At 43.5% G+C, this 19,257-nt stretch carries 19 protein-coding genes and 1 pseudogene (1 of these 20 only partly in view); 16 read left to right on the top strand and 4 right to left on the bottom strand.

The window, feature by feature from the left end; all coding sequences use genetic code 11:
* Positions 1 to 215: 215 nt before the first annotated feature.
* From AAH944_RS05355 to AAH944_RS05345, 3 genes are all read right to left on the bottom strand, one after another.
* Positions 216 to 1,013: a helix-turn-helix domain-containing protein gene (locus tag AAH944_RS05355; RefSeq protein WP_415537090.1), complete on the bottom strand. Its 798-nt coding sequence runs from the start codon at positions 1,011 to 1,013 to the stop codon at positions 216 to 218.
* 53 nt (positions 1,014 to 1,066) lie between these two features.
* On the bottom strand, positions 1,067 to 2,101 hold the full coding sequence (mnmH, locus tag AAH944_RS05350) for a tRNA 2-selenouridine(34) synthase MnmH (protein WP_415537088.1): 1,035 nt from the start codon (positions 2,099 to 2,101) through the stop codon (positions 1,067 to 1,069).
* A gap of 87 nt (positions 2,102 to 2,188) precedes the next feature.
* A complete protein-coding gene (locus AAH944_RS05345) occupies positions 2,189 to 4,606 on the bottom strand; it encodes a DNA translocase FtsK (RefSeq protein WP_415537787.1) in 2,418 nt (805 codons plus the stop codon).
* Between the two features lie 412 nt (positions 4,607 to 5,018).
* On the opposite strand from AAH944_RS05345, the gene AAH944_RS05340 reads away from it, so the two are divergent.
* The 10 genes from AAH944_RS05340 (at position 5,019) to AAH944_RS05295 (ending at position 13,507) form a co-directional block, all read left to right on the top strand.
* On the top strand, positions 5,019 to 5,192 hold the full coding sequence (locus AAH944_RS05340; RefSeq protein WP_415537086.1) for a Flp family type IVb pilin: 174 nt from the start codon (positions 5,019 to 5,021) through the stop codon (positions 5,190 to 5,192).
* Between the two features lie 191 nt (positions 5,193 to 5,383).
* A complete protein-coding gene (locus AAH944_RS05335) occupies positions 5,384 to 5,779 on the top strand; it encodes a TadE/TadG family type IV pilus assembly protein (RefSeq protein WP_415537084.1) in 396 nt (131 codons plus the stop codon).
* A gap of 13 nt (positions 5,780 to 5,792) precedes the next feature.
* Positions 5,793 to 6,737, top strand: coding sequence for a pilus assembly protein TadG-related protein (locus AAH944_RS05330; protein ID WP_415537082.1), 945 nt, complete (start codon positions 5,793 to 5,795; stop codon positions 6,735 to 6,737).
* A 10-nt stretch (positions 6,738 to 6,747) separates the two neighbouring features.
* Positions 6,748 to 7,494 carry a Flp pilus assembly protein CpaB gene (cpaB, locus tag AAH944_RS05325; protein WP_415537080.1) on the top strand — a complete coding sequence of 249 codons (747 nt, stop codon included), beginning with the start codon at positions 6,748 to 6,750 and terminating at the stop codon, positions 7,492 to 7,494.
* Positions 7,495 to 7,511: 17 nt separating this feature from the next.
* Positions 7,512 to 8,732 carry a response regulator gene (locus AAH944_RS05320; protein ID WP_415537078.1) on the top strand — a complete coding sequence of 407 codons (1,221 nt, stop codon included), beginning with the start codon at positions 7,512 to 7,514 and terminating at the stop codon, positions 8,730 to 8,732.
* A 4-nt stretch (positions 8,733 to 8,736) separates the two neighbouring features.
* The gene (locus AAH944_RS05315; protein WP_415537076.1) at positions 8,737 to 10,107 is read left to right on the top strand and encodes a CpaF family protein; all 1,371 of its coding nucleotides are present in this window, start codon (positions 8,737 to 8,739) and stop codon (positions 10,105 to 10,107) included.
* Between the two features lie 31 nt (positions 10,108 to 10,138).
* Complete coding sequence (locus AAH944_RS05310; RefSeq protein WP_415537074.1) at positions 10,139 to 11,086, top strand: type II secretion system F family protein; 948 nt, start codon at positions 10,139 to 10,141, stop codon at positions 11,084 to 11,086.
* A gap of 11 nt (positions 11,087 to 11,097) precedes the next feature.
* Positions 11,098 to 12,039, top strand: coding sequence for a type II secretion system F family protein (locus tag AAH944_RS05305; RefSeq protein WP_415537072.1), 942 nt, complete (start codon positions 11,098 to 11,100; stop codon positions 12,037 to 12,039).
* 73 nt (positions 12,040 to 12,112) lie between these two features.
* Positions 12,113 to 12,463 carry a DUF192 domain-containing protein gene (locus tag AAH944_RS05300; RefSeq protein ID WP_415537070.1) on the top strand — a complete coding sequence of 117 codons (351 nt, stop codon included), beginning with the start codon at positions 12,113 to 12,115 and terminating at the stop codon, positions 12,461 to 12,463.
* A gap of 279 nt (positions 12,464 to 12,742) precedes the next feature.
* Positions 12,743 to 13,507 carry a hypothetical protein gene (locus AAH944_RS05295; protein WP_415537068.1) on the top strand — a complete coding sequence of 255 codons (765 nt, stop codon included), beginning with the start codon at positions 12,743 to 12,745 and terminating at the stop codon, positions 13,505 to 13,507.
* Between the two features lie 121 nt (positions 13,508 to 13,628).
* On the opposite strand, the gene AAH944_RS05290 is transcribed toward AAH944_RS05295, so the two are convergent.
* The gene (locus tag AAH944_RS05290; protein ID WP_415537066.1) at positions 13,629 to 14,918 is read right to left on the bottom strand and encodes a methyl-accepting chemotaxis protein; all 1,290 of its coding nucleotides are present in this window, start codon (positions 14,916 to 14,918) and stop codon (positions 13,629 to 13,631) included.
* 383 nt (positions 14,919 to 15,301) lie between these two features.
* Between AAH944_RS05290 and tnpA (AAH944_RS05285) the strand changes: the two genes are divergently transcribed.
* The 6 genes and pseudogenes from tnpA (AAH944_RS05285) to tnpC (AAH944_RS05260) all read left to right on the top strand — a co-directional run.
* On the top strand, positions 15,302 to 15,670 hold the full coding sequence (gene tnpA / locus AAH944_RS05285; RefSeq protein WP_287896878.1) for an IS66 family insertion sequence element accessory protein TnpA: 369 nt from the start codon (positions 15,302 to 15,304) through the stop codon (positions 15,668 to 15,670).
* On the top strand, positions 15,660 to 16,022 hold the full coding sequence (tnpB, locus tag AAH944_RS05280; protein WP_287896876.1) for an IS66 family insertion sequence element accessory protein TnpB: 363 nt from the start codon (positions 15,660 to 15,662) through the stop codon (positions 16,020 to 16,022). The genes tnpA (AAH944_RS05285) and tnpB (AAH944_RS05280) overlap by 11 nt, the downstream gene beginning before the upstream one ends.
* A gap of 102 nt (positions 16,023 to 16,124) precedes the next feature.
* A pseudogene (gene tnpC / locus AAH944_RS05275) lies at positions 16,125 to 17,327 on the top strand (IS66 family transposase); the annotation flags it as partial.
* Between the two features lie 114 nt (positions 17,328 to 17,441).
* Positions 17,442 to 17,795 (top strand): IS66 family insertion sequence element accessory protein TnpA, encoded by a 354-nt coding sequence (tnpA, locus tag AAH944_RS05270; RefSeq protein WP_415535038.1) that lies wholly within the window; start codon positions 17,442 to 17,444, stop codon positions 17,793 to 17,795.
* Positions 17,795 to 18,145 (top strand): IS66 family insertion sequence element accessory protein TnpB, encoded by a 351-nt coding sequence (gene tnpB, locus AAH944_RS05265; RefSeq protein WP_415535039.1) that lies wholly within the window; start codon positions 17,795 to 17,797, stop codon positions 18,143 to 18,145. Before tnpA (AAH944_RS05270) ends, tnpB (AAH944_RS05265) begins: the two co-directional genes overlap by 1 nt.
* 75 nt (positions 18,146 to 18,220) lie before the next feature.
* Positions 18,221 to 19,257 carry the 5' portion of an IS66 family transposase gene (gene tnpC, locus AAH944_RS05260; RefSeq protein WP_353852839.1) on the top strand. Its footprint extends 565 nt past the window's final position, so the window shows 1,037 of its 1,602 coding nt (coding positions 1-1,037); the start codon lies at positions 18,221 to 18,223; its stop codon lies beyond the right edge, outside the window.

The raw sequence follows: 19,257 nt of genomic DNA, 5'->3' as shown, positions 1-19,257 counted from the left end.
TAACTATATCAGCCTTAGCTTACTGCCATGCAGTTATCTAATATCAAACTGATTATTCAAATATTCTTCTATCCTTCATTTAATCTATTGGATTCTAATCTTTGCAGCCGTATTTATTCTAAATCGATTTGACCTGATTCGCAAATATAGGAAGAGGGTATCCTGGTCTTCCGGTATACCCTCTTGATAATCTTATCTTATCAGCTTGGTGTAAACTAACTTCCCGCAAGCTCTTTCACTTTGTTCTCATCGATGATGTAGTTTCGAAGGACATCACCGGTCTTCCCAAGCGGCGGGACGGTATGTCCGTTCACTTTGAGTGACAGTCCACCGGCGTTTCCGATCGATACAAATTCAATTTGCTTGTCAGCCTGCAGCGTTTGCATTGTTCCTGAAGGGATTGTCCCACTCAAAGCCTGCTTGCCGTCTACATTAGCCACGACCCAGCAATCAGCAGTAAACGTAAGCTCAGCGACAATACCCTCATATTGTTCAGGCTGCTGAGACGGCTGCCCGGCATTTTGTTCCTGCCCGGCAGTATTCGTATTCTGCCCCGTACCGGAATCGGCAGTATTTTGATCGCTCGCCTTCGGTGCCGCCGGCAAAGGGGTGGGTGTATAATGAAAAGTACCGGATTTGTTGCCCAAGTTTGACACAAAGATAATCCCGACGACAATGATCACAGCCAGGATGGCCATTCCTGCAAGCACGACAGGTCTGAACCATACCTGATTGCTTGGAATCGGACTTAAGCGTGGCTGAATCTCGGACTCAGCTTCTTTGACCAAAGAAGCATTATAGCTATCTATAATCTCCTGCGGATTAATGCCCAGATGTTTGGCATACATCCTTAAAAAGCCTCTGGTATAGGTGGTCCCGGGCAGCACGCCGTAGTTCTCTTTCTCCAGAGCTTCCAGATACCTCACTCTAATCTTAATGCTGTCTTCAACTTCCTGATAACTTAAACCTTTTTCTTCCCTGGCCTTCCTAAGAACGGCCCCTTCACCAGCCATCTCTACACCACCCTATTAATATTTAATTTAATTTTATTTTAAATTAATTACTGTCAAGCAAACCGGTCATTCAAAAATTGTTTCAGTGTTTTCAGCGATAATAACATAGATTCCTGAGAAATACATAAGGCGTAGTCCTCAGATTCCTGATTGGGATAGCCATACAGCTGGTCATAGTATTCCATAATAAGATACCGGGCAAAGTCCTCGTAAGCCTGTTTCTGCAGAAAATCATAAAGCTGATCAATCTTCTTTCGTCCCAGTCTTTTCGTCAGTCTGTCCAGAGCCGTTTTAAGTTCTTCAGTTATTCCCGGGTTATCCGTATACTCGAGCATCAACCGTTTGGCTCTGTTGTCCAGCGAATCATAAACAAGAACGGAAATTCCCTGCTGCATGGCTTTAAAAACTGCGTCAGGGAGTGTGATTTTGCCGATCCGCCGGCTTTCGCATTCCATCACCAAATACAGATCGTGATTATAGCGATGAATTTCCTCGTAAAGCAAAGACTCAAACGTTTTTTGAGTAGGCTGAACGCCAAGACCAATGCAGCCAAAAACTGAACCGCGATTATTGGATAGCCCCTCAAGATCAATGACCGGATAACCCTCTTCCTTGAGTTTTTTCAGCAACTCTGTTTTTCCAGTTCCGGTATTCCCTTTCAGGACGATAACCTGATGGTGAAATCCAGTCTCAAAAAATGAAACAATCGAATGCCTGTAGGCCTTGTATCCGCCAATCAGCCGAAATACCGGCAACCCCATCAGGTCAAGTACTGCCGCCAAAGACTTGCTTCTCATTCCTCCGCGCCAGCAAAATAGCAGAATTGGTCTTTTTCCGGCAGCTTCTTCAACTTGTTTATATAAATCCGGCAATTTTCGGCTAACAATCTCTAACCCGATATCTCTGGCTTTTTGGGGAGACTCTTTCGTATATATCTTTCCAATGACGGCTCTCTCTTCATTATTGAAGATGGGTATGTTTACCGCTCCCGGAATCGTTCCTTCCTCAAATTCGTTTTCTGACCTCACATCTATATATAATGCATCTGATAGCTCAGAACATTCATCGATGGAAATTTCACGCAGCATAATCTTCCCCAATCTTTTTTATTCTACAGTATTTTAACTAATCCTTCCTGAAATTAACCAAAAAGCGCAAATATTTGGTAATTATGACTAAGAATTAAAGTTTTTCCCGAATTTTTGTTCAAATTGGCCCTTGGTCAACAAAACTTCCCTGGGTTTCGAGCCTTCATGCTGGCCGACAACCCCTTTTTCTTCAAGCATATCAACGATTCTGGCCGCCCTGGAATAGCCAATCTTTAGTCTTCGCTGAAGCAGGGACACGGATGCCGTATTGCTCTCCATAAAGATGTTCGCAGCCTTGTAGAAAAGCTCATCTTCCGGCTCCTCAGAATTCCTGGAACTCAAGCTTACCTCCGGAATTTCAAAATACTCCGGTTTGGCCTGTTCCAGCAGATAATCCACAATATTTTTGACTTCCTTGTCTGACAGGAAACAGCCCTGGACCCGAATCGGCTTGCTGATCCCAATTGGATGATAGAGCATGTCCCCGCGGCCGAGCAGTTTTTCTGCACCGCCCATATCCAGAATGGTTCTGGAATCGATCTGGGAAGAAACCGCAAAAGCGATCCTGGAAGGAATATTGGCTTTGATCAGACCGGTGATGACATCAACCGAGGGTCTCTGCGTTGCAACAATCAGATGAATACCTGCTGCCCTGGCCATCTGGGCCAGCCGGCAGATAGACTCTTCAACCTCTCCCGGAGCAACCATCATCAGATCGGCTAACTCGTCGATGATGACAACAACATACGGCAGCGGCTTCGATTCCGTATCCTTCTTTTCACTAACCAAGAAATTATATCTGACGATATCGCGAACTCCGGAAGCTGCAAAAAGTTCATATCTTGTCTCCATTTCGGTAACGATCCACTTCAAAGCTCCGGCAGCCCTCTGGGGCTCTGTTACCACAGGAGAGATCAGATGTGGAATTCCATTGTAATTGGCCAGTTCAACAACTTTGGGATCAATCAGCAGCAGTTTTACTTCATCCGGTTTTGCTTTATAAACGATACTTCCGATAATCGTATTGATGCAAACCGATTTTCCTGCTCCGGTCGCTCCGGCGATCAGCAAGTGCGGCATTCTCGTCAGATCACCGATAATCGGCGTACCGGTAATATCTTTGCCGAGCGCCAAACTAAGCTTGCTTGGTGAGTCCTGAAAATCTTCCGTTTCCAGCACTTCCCGGAAATGAACAATGGCAATCTCCTTATTCGGAACCTCTATCCCCACTGCGGACTTTCCCGGGATCGGCGCTTCCATCCGCACATCGGAGGCTGCCAGACTCAGTGCAATATCATCTGAGAGGCTGGTAATTTTACTAACTTTGACACCGGGTGCGGGCTGAACCTCATAGCGGGTAATCGTCGGCCCCTGTGTAACTCTTGTAACTTTCACCCTGACCCCAAAACTGGCCAGCGTATCTTCAAGCAGGCGGACATTATCAGCAATGTCCTTGCCGCTTTTTTGGCCTTTTTTCATTGATTTATGAACAAGATTTAAAGGCGGCAGCCTGTAATGTTCGTTCTTCTCGGTCTGTCTGGAAATAGGCGTCCCGGTAAGCTTGCCCGGCGGTGCCGCTGCAGTCTCCATGCTTCCTGCATAATCTCCTATATTTCCAGCCTTTCTTTCGGCTAAATCGTCCATCCTTGTGTTAATCAGGTAATGATCCGTCTCCGACTGCGGAACCTGCTTGTTTCTTTTATTCCGTTCTTCTCCATGATTCCGTTCTTCCCCGAAAATTTCGATCACCGGGTTACTCTGCTTTGAATCGAAATAATCATTCGGGGTTTGGGACTTTACAGGTTCACCTTTCTTTGCTGCGGCAAACATGCTGTTCCGATCATCCTCTTTGCGCTCCTGTCTTTCTTGGCGTCCGTCCGCCAGTACCTGCAGAAAATCCCTGATGTGGCGGTCGACCATCTGTGCAAAATTGGCTGTGAGAGACAACAGGTCTTTGACCGTCCCGACCAGAGATCGGTTCATTGCCAGGATAGCCCCGATTAAGGCTAATACTGCCAGAATCACATAGCCACCTGTCACGCCGACCAGCACGACCAGCATGATACTGATCACCGCGCCAAGGAGGCCACCTCCTAATCCTGCTTTGCCAAGCTCAAGCAGCCCTGCAGTATCATACGCAGCAGATGACCCGAGATGCAGGAATCCTTCCGCAACGAGCCATAATAAAATCACACCTGTTATCCGCCATTTCATACTTCTCCGGTTGTTGCTCATCAGGCTGATCCCAATGACTCCGAGAATGATAAAAATCCCGACACTGCCATCGCCTGCCGCAATCCTGAGTGCTTTAATAATCAGCGTGACAATAGCACCCTTGCTGTTGGAATAGAGCATGACAAATCCCAGGCAGGCCAAACCCATCACCAGGATTCCCATAATCTCATTTCGAATCGTATCATGAACGGACTGTCTTTTTTTACGTGACCCCCGTCGGTTCTTTTTTGTTGCCTTCGTCGCCAACGTTTCAAACCCCCAGCTTTTCATTCTGTCTTTTCTGTCTTTTCTGTCTTTACAATTTCCATGGTCTTTATAGCTTAATAACACATTACTACAGTAATATTTCCACAATTCTAAGCTAATTCCTTTAATTATTCAACATATAAGGCCTTTGAATGATTCCTTGTTGAGTCCTCGATAATAATTCTTACCTTTATATGACGGTTATATGATGGTAAATATAATGTAAAGCATTTATCACCTAAAAACAAGAAATTCTCAGGACAATCAACCCTTATTTGATAAGATTCTTAAAAAGCACAGGATATTAATAAGTCTTTAGTCCTATCACATCGTGACTTACGGTGAATTGTTTCGATTGTCAAACTGTTGTAAATTTGTAATACAAGCCAGATCAATAAAACAAAAAAAATATATGATTAAAAAAGGAGAGATTATCATGATGTTATACCTCGTTCAGTTCCTTCAAAGATTCCAGAAAGACGAAAAGGGTCAAGCACTTACAGAGTACGGTCTTATTATTGCTTTAATTGCAGTCTTTGTAATTGGCGCAGTCACTCTTATCGGCACAAACTTGGATGCTATCCTAAGAACAATTGCTGGCGCTCTCTAAAAAACAAAAGTCTTCGTTGGTTTTACCTCGAAAGCCCTACTGTCAGGGAACAGTAGGGCTTTTTTAAACTAAAGAAGGAATAACTTTTATTTGTGCTTTAACAGTTTTTGCATTGTTAATTGTCTCTTCACTGCTTAGTGATATCAGAATTGGTTTGACGAAAGTAAACCTGCATTGGGAGGGTGTATAAAATGCTTAAGAAATTAATAAAATCCTCCAATGGCCAGTCTCTTGTAGAATTTGCACTGGTCCTGCCTATCTTTTTGCTCCTAGTTTTTGGCGTGGTTGAGTTTGGGCGACTCGGCTATTCCTACGTGACCCTCAATAACGCTGTCAGAAGCGGTGCCAGGACAGCAAGCCTGAGCGGGCTGGACAGCGCTATCCAGGCTTCAGTAGCTGATTCCGCCCCCTTGTTAGACCGCAACCTACTGACCATTCAGATCACCCCCATTGAGTCCAGCAGACATTCCGGCTCAAATGTTACGGTATCAGTTTCTTATCCTGTGTCTCTTACGACTCCGGTATTAAATCATATTCTTCCGAATCCGGTTGTGATCCATGCGAACCTATCCATGCGCATTGAATAGGAGTGCATTTACTATGAAGAATCATCCACTCAAAAATGAAAAAGGCAGTATTGCCGTTCTTACGGCAGTACTTTTAGTCGTTCTTCTGGGCTTTGGCGCCCTATGTACAGATATGGCAGTTCTCTACGTGGGAAAAGCAAAGTTACAGAATGCGGTAGATGCAGCAGCGTTAGCAGGCGCTCAAGAATTACCGGACAGTCCGCAGGACGCTTATCTAACTGCTGCAGAATATGCGGCCAATAATCATATCTCCCTCCCCTCAATTTCGATATCCAATCATAACCGGGAAATTGAGGTATCTGCTTCTGAAGAACATTCCATGTTTTTGGCCAAAGCACTTGGCATTACCAAAGGAAAAGTCAGCGCACGTTCCAAGGCAGGTGTTTATCCTGTCCGCAGTATCGCCGGAGCCGCTCCTTTAAGTGTTACAATACAGAACTTTGTCTATGGCCAGGAATATACGTTGAAGAATGCGCCGCCGGAAGGTCAAACCGGCTGGTACGGGCCTGTAAGACTGGATGGATCAGGTGCTAGCACCTACGAAAATGCGCTCGCCTATGGGAATAACACCCCGCTAGCCGTCGGCCAGACCCTGCAGATAGAAACCGGTAATATGAGTGGGCCGACGCGAAAAGGTCTTGATACCCGGCTTGCTTCTGATACTCGTGTCCCTGGGAATACTTTTACTGATCATGACAGTAATGCTCCCGAGATTGTCTTTATTCCAATCGTACAAGTCCTCACTCGATCAGGTGAATCCATCCAGGAAGTTAAAATTTTGGGATTTGCGGCTTTTTTCATTGAAAATGTAACTCACAACGGCAATGACTGTTTTATCACCGGGCGTTTTTTAAAGACCTGTTCCACGCTCGGCAAAGAAACAAGTTCAATTATTGATGACGGAAATAACCCCGTACAGGATTACGGTTTATATTCTATAAAATTGCTGATGAATTGAGGGATGACTGGTGAAAAGAAAATTCTATGTTTTTATGGCGATTATCTCGGGACTGATTTTTAGCTTGGCTGTCTTTTTCTACCTGAACTATGGTTCGGGAGCATCAAGTCAGGAATTGAAACCGCTGGTTGTTGCAGCAGCGGATATTTCCTCCCGAAGTATCCTAAAGGCTGATCAGCTTCAGATCAAACAAGTTCCGCTTTCAGCCTATCCTCAGGGAGGCGCCTCTACCGTGAAAGAACTAACTGGCCGGGTGCTCCTAGTTGACGTCAGTCAGGGTGATGTACTGCTGAGTCCGATGCTTGGAGATCCGTACCAAACCGGCAACAGCTCAGGTGCCTCAGCCGACAGCTTTTCACTGACTGTTCCTTCGGGCAAAAGAGCCGTTGCTATCCCTGTCGATCTGGTGGGCAGTGTCAGCTATAAGGTAAAGCCCGGTGACCATGTGGATATCCTGATTACCATGGATATTAAGGACAGCCAAGGAAATCAAAGAACAATTACTTCTTTAGCTGCCCAGGATGTTTTGGTCTTAAACACGGGTGACACCATTCTCAAAGAAGGAGAAACTGCCGAAAATCCCGGCTCTTATGTCCTTGCTATGAGTGTTTCCCAGTCTATGGCCGTAACACTGGGCAGTGAAAAAGGTTCCATCCGCTTACTGCTGAGAAACCCCGCCAATAAAGAAACTTACACCGAAGCACCCATCGATCCCAATGTCTATACAAACGCCGATTACTTCGGTCATTATAAATAGAAAAGGAGGTATAGCGCATGCAAGGTATACGGATTCTCATCGTTGATGATATCAGGAATACCCGCGAAAACATTCGCCGAATCCTTGCTCTTGATTCCGGCTTTGAAGTCATCGGCGAAGCAGGCTGCGGTTCAGAAGCAATCCGTCTGGCAGAATTATTGAAACCGGAAATTATTTTAATGGATATCAGCATGCCCGACATTGACGGGATAAAAACAACAGAACTGCTTTCTTTCCGCGTTCCAAATACCTCCATTATTATGATGTCCGTTGAAAACGACCCCGACCATATGACCAAAGCCATGATGGCCGGAGCCAAAGCCTATATCGTCAAACCGTTTACCGGCAAAGAACTTACCAGTACAATCCTGAATGTGTATCACAAAGAAAGCCGCAAAAGAGAAATGATCAATTCCCCTCTGTCCCCCAATTCTGCTGTGGAAACATCCGGCACTGCAGCAAAAGTAATCAGTATTTTCAGCGCCAAGGGAGGGGTAGGCAAAACGACGACCGCTGTGAACCTCGGTGTTGAATTGGCGAAGTCATCCAAAGTCCTTTTATTGGACTTGAGCCTGCAATTTGGAGACATTGCCTCCTTCTTAAATCTTGTTCCGAAAAGGACAATTACCGATCTGGTTCAGGTCGGTTCGATTAAAGAAGAAGATATCCGGCTTCATACCCTTAGCCATTCTTCCGGACTGGAGATCCTGGCGGCTACGAATCGCCCCGAATATGCCGAAAAAGTAACCATCGAACATATTGAGCAAATCCTGGAAGAGGTTAAAATCCATTATGATTTTATTATTCTTGACAATACCAGCCGTTTTGATGATATCAGCCTTGCCGGCTTAGAGGCCGCAGACGAGATCTGGGTTGTGGCCGGCATGGATATTCCGTCAATCAAAAATACCAAGCTCGCGCTGGAAATCATGCACACGCTTGATTATTCCCCAAAAATCAAGTTGATTCTAAATAAATTTGAAAAGAAAATCGGTATCAGCATGAAGGATATTGAAAGCAGCCTCGGCCTCAATGTAACCTACTTAATTCCTTATGAAGAACAGCTTACATCCGTGCTTAATAAAGGTGTACCGTTTGTTGATGCTTTAGCCCGTTCGGCTCCCGCTCTGGAAATTAAAAAAATGGTGAGTACGCTAGGTGTTAATTCAGAAATTACTAAAAAAGGTCAGGACAGCAAAGAAACCGGCCGTCTTTCCTTTTTAAGATTTGGAGGTTGATCACATGTCACTGCTTAGCCGTTTAGAACAAGAAAGAGGAAAAGAACGTGAAAGAACCGGATCAGAGAAACAAAGCCTGATTGAAATCAGACAAGCCTTTACCTCTTCTCCTTCCTCTCAGCCCGTTGATCCCTGGAGGGAACTAAAAAGTATTATTCATAAGGAAACCATCAAAAATATTCAACTCAATGATGTTGATCCTCAAGAAGTCGAGCCGATCGTTCAAAAAGTCATAGACCAGTATGTTGAAACCAATGGTGCCCTTCTACCCCGTAATGAAAGACAAAGAATCGTTCAGGAAGTGGTTGATGAAATCCTCGGTTTTGGCCCCATTTCCCCGCTATTAAATGACGACAGCATTTCAGAGATTATGGTCAACGGGCCAAGTCAGGTCTACGTAGAGCGTCATGGGATTGTCGAACTATCCAATGTAACTTTTAATGATGACCAGCATGTTCAGCATATTATTGAAAAAATTGTCGCGCCGATTGGCCGAAGAATTGATGAAAGTCAGCCAATGGTAGATGCCCGTCTGCCGGATGGTTCCAGGGTAAATGCAATTATCCCGCCTTTGGCGCTTAAAGGGCCCACCATCACGATCCGGAAATTTTCGCGTGACCCCTATCGTGTCGAAGATCTGATTAATTTCGGCACAATGACCAGGGATATGGCACTTGTCTTGGAAGCCTGCGTCAAGGCCAGACTGAATATTGTCGTTTCCGGCGGTACCGGGTCAGGTAAGACCACAACCTTAAACGTCCTATCCTCCTTTATTCCGGACCATGAGAGGATCATTACTATTGAAGATGCCGCTGAACTACAGCTTGATCAAAGCCATTTGGTAACGCTTGAAACCCGACCGCCAAATATAGAAGGAAAAGGTGCCATTACCATTCGTGACCTGGTCAGAAACACGCTGCGTATGAGGCCTGACCGGATTATCGTCGGTGAAGTCCGAGGCGGAGAAGCCTTAGATATGCTGCAGGCCATGAATACCGGACACGATGGTTCCCTGACCACAGGTCATGCCAACACGCCGCGAGATATGCTCTCCCGTCTTGAAACCATGGTCCTGATGGCCGGCATGGATCTTCCAATCCGGGCTATTCGTGAGCAGATCTCGAGTGCAATCAATTTAATTGTTCAGCAAAGCCGTCTCAGGGACGGCACCCGAAAGATTACCCATATCACGGAGGTTCTTGGTATGGAAGGAGACACCATCGTCACCCAGGATATCTATAAATTTGAACAAAAGGGTGTTGATTCCAATGTCCATGTCCTCGGTGGCTTTAAGGCTACCGGTGTACGCCCCCGCTTTATGGATACGCTGGCTGCCACAGGCCAAATCCTGCCGGACAATATTTTTGTTAGTTGATTAGTCATTCGTGGCCGTTGGAGGTATTTTTATGACAAAGGTCATCATTGTGGCCTCAATTATGGGATTTATCCTGATATACTCGCTGATCATGGCCCTGAAACCAAAAAATGAAAGCGTCGAAGATAAAGTTAAGCGACTAGTTGCAGAAAAAGAAGATACCCCGGTTAAAGCCAAAAAGGCTGCTTCCTGGAAAGAGTATCTGACTTCCCTGTCCAAATATACACCTCGGAAATGGGGCGAACAACTTGATAAAGATCTTTACAGCGGTGACATTGGGTTAACTGGCAGGGAATTCATCGTGATGCAAATCTTCTTGTTCATTCTTACTTTTCTTATCGCCTTAATTCTTCTGCCTTTGAGTGGTGTTTTTATTATTCTGCCACTGTTAAGCTTGATCTTTCCCAGGCTGTATATCAGCAGTGCTAAAAATAAAAAAATAAAAAAATTCAATAACCAGCTGCCGGATATACTTCTGACCCTTGCCAATTCCTTAAAAGCCGGTTTTAGTTTATTTCAGGCCATGGAAATGGCAGCCCAGGAAATGCCAGATCCGCTCTCCTCCGAAATCAAAATTACCCTGAAAGAAATGGCCTATGGGGAGTCTACAGAAAATGCTTTGTTAAATTTTTCACAGCGGGTTGAAAGCAAAGACCTGGAATTAATGGTAACTGCCATCCTGATTCAACGGCAAATTGGTGGCAATCTAGCCGAAATTTTAATTAATATTCACGATACCATTCAGGAACGTTTACAGATTCAAGGCGAGATCAAAACACTTACTGCTCAAGGTAGATTATCCGGATATATTATTGGTGCTTTGCCTATCTTAATTGGCCTGGTTATCACGATGATGCAGCCTTCGTTTATGATGCCGCTGTTCCAGGATCCACTCGGAATTATGTTATTATGCTGTGGAGCTGTTCTGGAAATCATCGGTTTTATTGCCATCAGAAAGATTGTTAATATTAAATTCTAGGGGAGATTGTCATGGAACCAATCTTGGTTTTCAGCGGTTTTTGCCTTATTTTCTTCTTAGTTCTGGCGATTCTGTCCAGGAAACAGCCTTCTCTTTCCCAGAGCAGGATTATGCGTTCCCTCGGAAGATCTTCAGTGCCGGCAGAAAATGAAGAGAATCAAAAAGAAAAATCCAAAAAAGACAAAGGCAAGAAAGATAAAAACAAGCAAGAAAAATCTGAGAACAGTTTTTTTCGCAGATTGATCATCGCCTTCTCAAAAAACAGCAAAGAAACAGACCCGAAAGACACGGAATTAATTGCTGCCGGATTAAAGGGCTGGTCATCCGCTGAATGGAAAGCGCTTAGGTTCATCCTTGGCCTATGCTTTGCAATAGCAGCTGCTGCCTTAAGCTTTATTTTAAGCTTTCCAATCCTAACAAAAATTGAATTCCCATTATTTTGTTTTGTTATTGGAAATATCGCTCCCAATTTCTGGCTTAAATCAAAAATTAAACAACGTAAGGGTGAGATTCTTCGTACGCTTCCTGACATCCTCGATCTCGTTATGGTCAGTGTTGAAGCCGGACTTGGCTTTGATGCAGCCATGATGAAAGTCGTAGAAAAACAAAAAGGTATCCTTGCTGAAGAGTTCAACCTGGTTCTCCAGGAAATCAAAATCGGCAAACCGCGCCGGGAAGCTTTGAGAGACATGGCCAAAAAAAATGACGTAGAAGATTTAAGCAATGTAATTGCCTCATTGGTTCAAGCTGACCAGCTCGGTATCTCTATGGGAAATGTCCTTAGAAACCAGTCGGCGCAAATCCGTCTGAGAAGAAAACAACGCATACAAGAAGCTGCGCAAAAAGCCCCCGTTAAGATGATGGTTCCACTTGTTTTCTTTGTTTTTCCAAGCCTTTTCATCGTGATACTTGGTCCGGCAATCATTAATATCATGGATATTTTAGGTAAATAATTTTTTGTCTGTGAAGAAGAATATTCAAAGAATAATCTGAGATTCTCTCTAAGAAGAACGAGGAAATCAGCTCATGAAAGAGTTAACTGTTATCAACCAAAGAACACAAAAGAATATTGGGACGGTTCTACTGGCTGACACCTTTTTCACCAGACTGAGAGGTCTGCTGGGAACCAGGCAATTGGATGATTTTCATGGTATGTTGATTAATCCCTGCAACCAGGTTCACATGATTGGGATGCGCTATCCCCTCTCTGTCTGGTTTGTCAGCAAGGATCTGAAAATTGTCAAAATCATTGATGATCTCTCTCCGAAAAAGGTCTCCCCATGCATCAAGGATGCCGCTTTTGTGATAGAGTTCCCACGTAACTGGGCCGATTTCACTGGAAGCATGGAAGGCGACAAGCTTGAAATACAGTTTTAATTCTTTCATATTTCTCTCTTGTCTTATTGTCTTTAGGAATATCTCTTTATCAAAAGAAATAAGTTTCTGCAAAAGTGTGATTAATTAGCTCTGTTTTCAGAGCTTTTTTCAGTTTCACTTGCCTTGCCGCAAAAGAACAGAGCAGCGTAATGCGCTGTCCTAGCTATATGCGATTACAATTTATTCACTTGTTATTTCGCTCCGAAATGAATTTTATTATATAATAGAATTAATAAATAAAATTAATAAAAGCAATTCTTGGTACTAAAGGAGCCATCAATGAAAAATACGATAATCTTAACCTGCCTTTTCCTACTATTGCTATCTGGTTGTTCTAAAAATACGCCGGCAACAACTGCTCAACAGACTGATTCTTCAACAAAGGCCGGCAGTTCCAGCTTATCTTCAAAGACTCAGCCATCAGCGCTCAATAATCAAAACAACCAGCAGTTGATATTATCAGCAAATCTCAAAGATATCTCAGCATCTGCAGACTTCCAGTACTTAAATTCCAAAAATCAAAGAAAAGTGAACATATCCGTTTCCAACTCTTCAGAGTATGTATTCTCCGGAAAAGTGTATGTTACATACCGGGACAGCGACAACAAAAATCAAGGTACAGATACCCTTTTAATAAAAAACTTATTACCAAGATCCAGTACCCGTTTGACATCATTGGCCATGGCTAATGCAAATCATGCAGATTTTACGATTGACGGGGACTTTACACGAAACTCTTCTGCAAAGCTTACTTACACTATCCTGTATACGCAGTCTGAAACGAAATCTCAGGTCTTATATATCCAGCCACCTTCTATTGATGAGAATGTTCTAACCGGTATTATTAGAGAACAGCGGGATCAACTTTCAAACAGCAATCTTCGCAAGTTAAAAATTTTTTTCTACGATCCTTCGTATAAAGGACAGCAAGGTACTGAGCCTGCGGAAACCGACAGTGTCAAAGCTAAAGCGGATATCAGTTATATCGATGGTATTTCCGAACTTTACTTTATTGATTCTGGTAAAGTCGTACTTATACAATAGGGCTTCTCATTTTCTTCAAGCAACAAGCTCACGATAGCATTATAAAATCATAGGAGTACATGTACCTCCTATGATTATTTGGAACAGAGTATTTCTCTATAAATATAGTAAAGCCTACCCATTATTTACGAAAGCGGGTAATTGCAGTTGTCAGAATTTCTGACTGTATTCTTAAATTACCTACAAGGGTTTCAACCTGATCAACGATTTCCGCTTGTTGCTTTGTAGCAATAGCAAGTTCCATTGCACTTTCTGAAGTTTTTTCTGCAATCTGGGCTACTTCGCGAGACTGATGAGCACTTTTGTCTATACCCTCCATTTGATGATCGACAAGCTTTGATATTTGTTCAACGCTACGTGCTACTTCTAGAATTGTTCTCGTCATTTTTTCTATTACTTCATTCGTCCTGGATCCTTTATGCGCTTCCATATCTGCATTCTGAACTTGTATCGTAATTTGATTCACAACATTTATCACTTCAGACTGGATATTCTCAATAAGACTTGAAATTCCTTGAACGGCATTAGCGCTTTCATCGGCTAGTTTTCGTACCTCTTCGGCAACGACCGCAAATCCTCTGCCATGTTGTCCTGCTCGAGCAGCTTCAATGGAAGCATTCAATGCAAGTAAGTTTGTTTGCTCCCCAATATCACCTACTAACTGGATGATCTGACCAACTTTCTTGGCATTCTCTTCGAGACTCTTAACAATTTCAAGCGATTGCTGGTTCCCTTTTGCTAGATTATTGATTCCCTCAACTAAAGAATGAATTACTTCTTTACTTTCTGTTAGTTCCATTAGCATTTCTGCAGAGATTTTTTCAGAAGACTTGGCATAGTTTTGTACTTCTTTGGCAATGTGGGCTACCTTTTCAACTGATTCTGCTGTTGATTGAATCGCAATCGAGGAAGTTTCTGCACCTGCAGATATTTCTGTGATGGTATGTACAATAGAGTCGGCTTGGTGAGAAGCAGCCGATGATACTTTTGAAATTTCAAACATATTCTCATTGGTCTTCGCACAATTCGTTTCAATACTCTGAACAATTTCCCTAAGATTATAAAGCATATTATTAAAAGCTATTCCTAATGAACGAATCTCATCATCAGTTTTTGATAATTCAACATCACAACCGATATTCCCTTCAGATGCCTGATTTGCAGCCTTTTCTAACTTCTGTAAAGGTTTAATGATAAAACTTGCCATAAAAAAGGAAAGTAAACCCGACCAGAAAACCCCTAGTACTAAAGTAGCAATCGTAAATATAACCTCATTAATATTCGGAACAAAATTAGGTTGAACAAAATAGATAAAGAATGCACTTGTGGAATAAGTAACAATTGCCAAAATAATAACAAATAAGGAAATCTTCTTTCTAATGCTAAATCGATGGTTTTCTGATTTTCTCATTAATCCGCGCTCCTCTAAGCAAAAATCTTTTGTACCAGAACTAGGAAATCTTGCTGCGTTTATTGTTATTTCGCAACAACCTCAATGAGCAGGCAATAGTTTCACTTTTTTCTATCATTTACATTATAATGTAAATATTACTTTTTTTGAAGTATTATTTTGGATTAATGTAAAGAGACTACATCACTGGATGTAGTCTCTAATTACCTGGCAACGTCTTATCTTCCCTTGCAGTATTTTCAGCCCAGGAGGATACTCAACCGTAACCGTCTAATAAGTCGGTGTATGGAAACATCACTAAAGCAGTGAGATAATATCCTCTAAACTAGAGTTATTGGAGTTTTTCAAGTTTACTTTAAAAACTCCAAAAGGAGGAGTTAGTGATGGATAGCAGAGAAGCCACTCGACAATATCGATTGAATCAGTGGGCCCAGCGCATCCGTGAATGCCGCAGCAGCGGGCAGAAAATTGCCGACTGGTGTGCGGAGCACGGTTTAAGCGAGACGACTTACTTCTACTGGCTGAAACGTGTCCGTGAAGCAGCCTGCGAAGCCCTTCCCGCGCTGAATGCCGAAAAGAATCCAATCGTGCCGGTAAATATTGCGTTTCCTGTAGCCGACGCTGACCATAAACGTCAGGACTCATCAGCAGATATTGTTGTGAGCTTGGGTGCCGTAAGCTTGGAAATCCACAACAGCGCAGCACCTGCCTTAATAGAAAATACCTTGAGGGCGCTCCAAAATGTTCGGTGATATCTCCAAAGCAGAGAAAATCTATATCGCCTGCGGGTATACCGACATGCGCAAATCCATTAACGGGCTGGCCGCTTTAGTCCAGCAGAACTTTCAGCTAAACCCATTCCAGAACAGTCTGTTTCTCTTCTGCGGCCACCGGCATGATCGACTGAAAGCACTCTACTGGGAAGGCGATGGCTTCGTATTATTATATAAGCGGCTGGAAGCCGGTAAATTCAGGTGGCCGAAGAATTCCGAAGCAGTCCGCAACGTCACTTCCCAGGAGTTTCGCTGGCTTATGGAAGGACTGTCCATTGATCAACCAAAAGCCGTAAAAAAACTGGGTAAAGAGAAGTGTTTTTCCCTGTAAAAACTTTGGGAAAAGTGCCGAAAGTCCGCATAAATGCTGGATTGTTTGGTATTTTTATGGTAAAATATAAGCAGCGAAAAACGCAAAGGATATCGTAATTTGATGAGTACGGCTGAACAGATCAAAACGCTGGAAAATCGCATATCCGAACTGGAGAAGGAAAATAGACTCCTTCTGGAAACCGTACACCATCTAACGCGTAAACTCTATGGCCGAAGCACAGAGAAGACATCCGTTCTATCCTTAGGACAGATGTCTCTTTTTAATGAAGCGGAAACCGAGACCGATCCGAAGTCCAAGGAACCTGACTTGAAAAAGGTCGAGGGTTACCGGAGAAAGAAAGTAAATGGCCGGCGGGAAGAACTTTTAGAAAATCTGCCGCATGAAAAAAAGCTCTGTACCCTTGTTGAAGATGAACGTTTTTGCGAAACGTGCAATACCCCGCTTAAATCCGTCGGTGAAAAATTTGTGCGTACAGAAGTTGAATATATTCCGGCTAAGCTTAGGGTAATTGACCTTTACCGTGAGACCTTCGAATGCCGCAGCTGCCGCAAAAATGGTCTGCCTTACATGGAGAAATCCCCGATACCTGATTCGGTTATTCAGCACTCCTTAGCGACTCCTTCCACAGTGGCTTGGGTCATGCACCAGAAGTTTGTAAACGCGCTTCCCCTTTACCGTCAGGAAAAAGAGTGGAAGACGCTCGGTTTGTCTTTAAGCCGCGCTACCATGGCTAACTGGATCATAGCTGCGTCCCGCGATTGGCTGACCCCCATCCTAAAAGTTATGCATCAAGAGCTCCTTAAAGAAAAATATATTCATGCTGATGAGACTCCTGTTCAGGTGATGAATGAGGAAGGTCGCAAGAATACAAGTGATTCTTACATGTGGGTATACACTACCGGAAAGCATACTGAGCATCCTATCCGGATCTTTGAGTATGAGCCCGGAAGAAATGGAATTTACCCACAAAAATTTCTGGAGGGATTTAAGGGATACCTTCACTCGGATGCTTACGCCGGTTACAAAAAGGTCGAGAACATCATACGCTGTCTTTGCTGGTCACATCTTCGCAGAAATTTTGTCGATGCTTTGCCTAAAGACATCCGTGGTCCCGATGATACGCTATCTGGTCAGGGGATTACTTATTGCAACAAACTTTTTGAAATTGAAAGTACTCTTGAAAATCTGACAAGTGAAAAACGCAAATTCGAACGTCTGAAACAGGAAAAACCAGTATTGGATGCTTTTTGGGCATGGATTGATTCTGTCGAAAACAAAGTTCTTCCCAAATCCAAAGTAAGCGTCAAAGACACCATCACATAGAATTGTAGCCTTGAAGATAGTACAATCACAATAAATATGGTTGAAAAAGTTGAAAAAGTTTGCACACTTTTTCAACCAAAGCGGAGTGGTTGTATGAATATACAAAAAGTCACAACAGAGTACCGACTATCACAGTGGATGCAGGTGATACAGGACCGGCAATGCAGCGGACAGAGCATTAAGGATTTCTGCCAGGAGAAAGGAATAAGTAAGCATGCATACTTTTATTGGCAGCGACAGTTACGAAAGGTTGCATGTATGGAACTTTCAAAACGGAAAGAAGAAACCATCGTAAGCTGTGTCCCGGAAGGGTGGATGCAACTTTCCCAAGGTCAAGAAATAAAATCAACGCTGGATATTGAAGTCGGTGGCTGTCACGTCACCGTGGATGCGGAGACGGATCCTGAACTTCTGAAAAAAGTCTGCCGCATATTGAGGGTGCTGTAATGAGATGGAGTGACAAACCCGTGTACCTATGCTGCGGGCATACCGATATGAGGAAATCAATCAACGGACTCATGGCGCTGGTTAAAGACAACTTTTCCATCGATCCGTTTTCAGAAGCATTGTTTGTATTCTGCAACCGGCATCGGAACAGAATAAAAATCCTGGAATGGGACGGCGACGGATTCTGGTTGTATTTCAAACGTCTGGAGCGCGGACATTTTCGCTGGCCGGCAAAGGGAGACACTGCCACCATGGTTCTTGAAACCAAAGAATTATCTTATCTTATTGAAGGTGCGAAACTGGAGAAAAAGCTGAAACGAGAAGAAGTTTTCGAGCGGCAAATCTCTTGAAATATTTATCTCGAAACAGCGTTTAGAACCGCATGAAATCTAGCTTTTTTGCGGTTTTTATGGTATAATTTTCTTATGAAAACGCAAGAAACTTCAGCAGAACAACTGCTTGGAATAATTGAAGAAAAGGACCGCAAAATTGCTGAATTAGAGCAACAAGTACAGTGGTTTATGTCACAGATCCGCCTTGCTAAGCATAAACAATTTGGCGCATCAAGTGAAAAGACAGACGGTATTCAGATGCTCATATTCAACGAGGCCGAATCAAGCGCCGATATAAGCAAGCCGGAACCGAAGCTTGCCGAGGTAAAAGCGCATTATCGTAAACGGACACGCCTTACAACTGACAAATTGCCGAAGGATTTACCTGTTGAGGTAATTGAACACGAGCTTCCGGCAGAAGAGTGTATTTGTCCGAATTGCAGCAGTCAGTTACATACAATGGGCAGGGAAACTCGCGAAGAACTCAAAGTCATTCCTGCCAAAGCAATCATTGTACGGCACGTACGGCATATTTACGCCTGCCGTAATTGTGAAGGAACTGCCGAGCATGTTCCTATCATAAAAGCAGATATGCCGGAACCTGTCATCAAAGGCGGATTTGCTTCCCCCGAGACAATTGCCCATATAGCGGTACAGAAATTCATGATGGCATCCCCACTATACCGACAGGAGCAGGAGTGGAAACAAAACGGCATCCTGCTTTCCCGGCAGACGATGTCAAACTGGATGATCAAAGCCAGTGAGGACTGGCTGGAACCGATATATGAAGAGATGAAGCTTAGATTATGTGAGCATGAAGTGCTCCACGCAGATGAAACCACGCTGCAGGTGTTGAAAGAACCGGGAAAGACGGCGCAGTCAAAGAGTTACATGTGGCTGTACCGCACCAGCGGAGATACAAAACACCAGATTGTAATTTATGACTATCAAGTTGACAGAAAACATACCCATCCTGGAAAATTCTTAAAAGATTTTACAGGTTACCTTCATACAGATGGATACGAAGGTTATCATAAGCTTCCTGAAAACATAATCGTTGTGGGCTGCCTGGCACATCTTAGGCGGAAGTTTTTCGATGCCTTTAAAACCCTGCCCAAGGAGAAACAACC

Source organism: Dehalobacter sp. CP, assembly GCF_047652685.1.
In the GTDB taxonomy this organism is placed as follows: domain Bacteria; phylum Bacillota; class Desulfitobacteriia; order Desulfitobacteriales; family Syntrophobotulaceae; genus Dehalobacter.
This window is presented reverse-complemented; position numbering and strand designations above follow the sequence as displayed.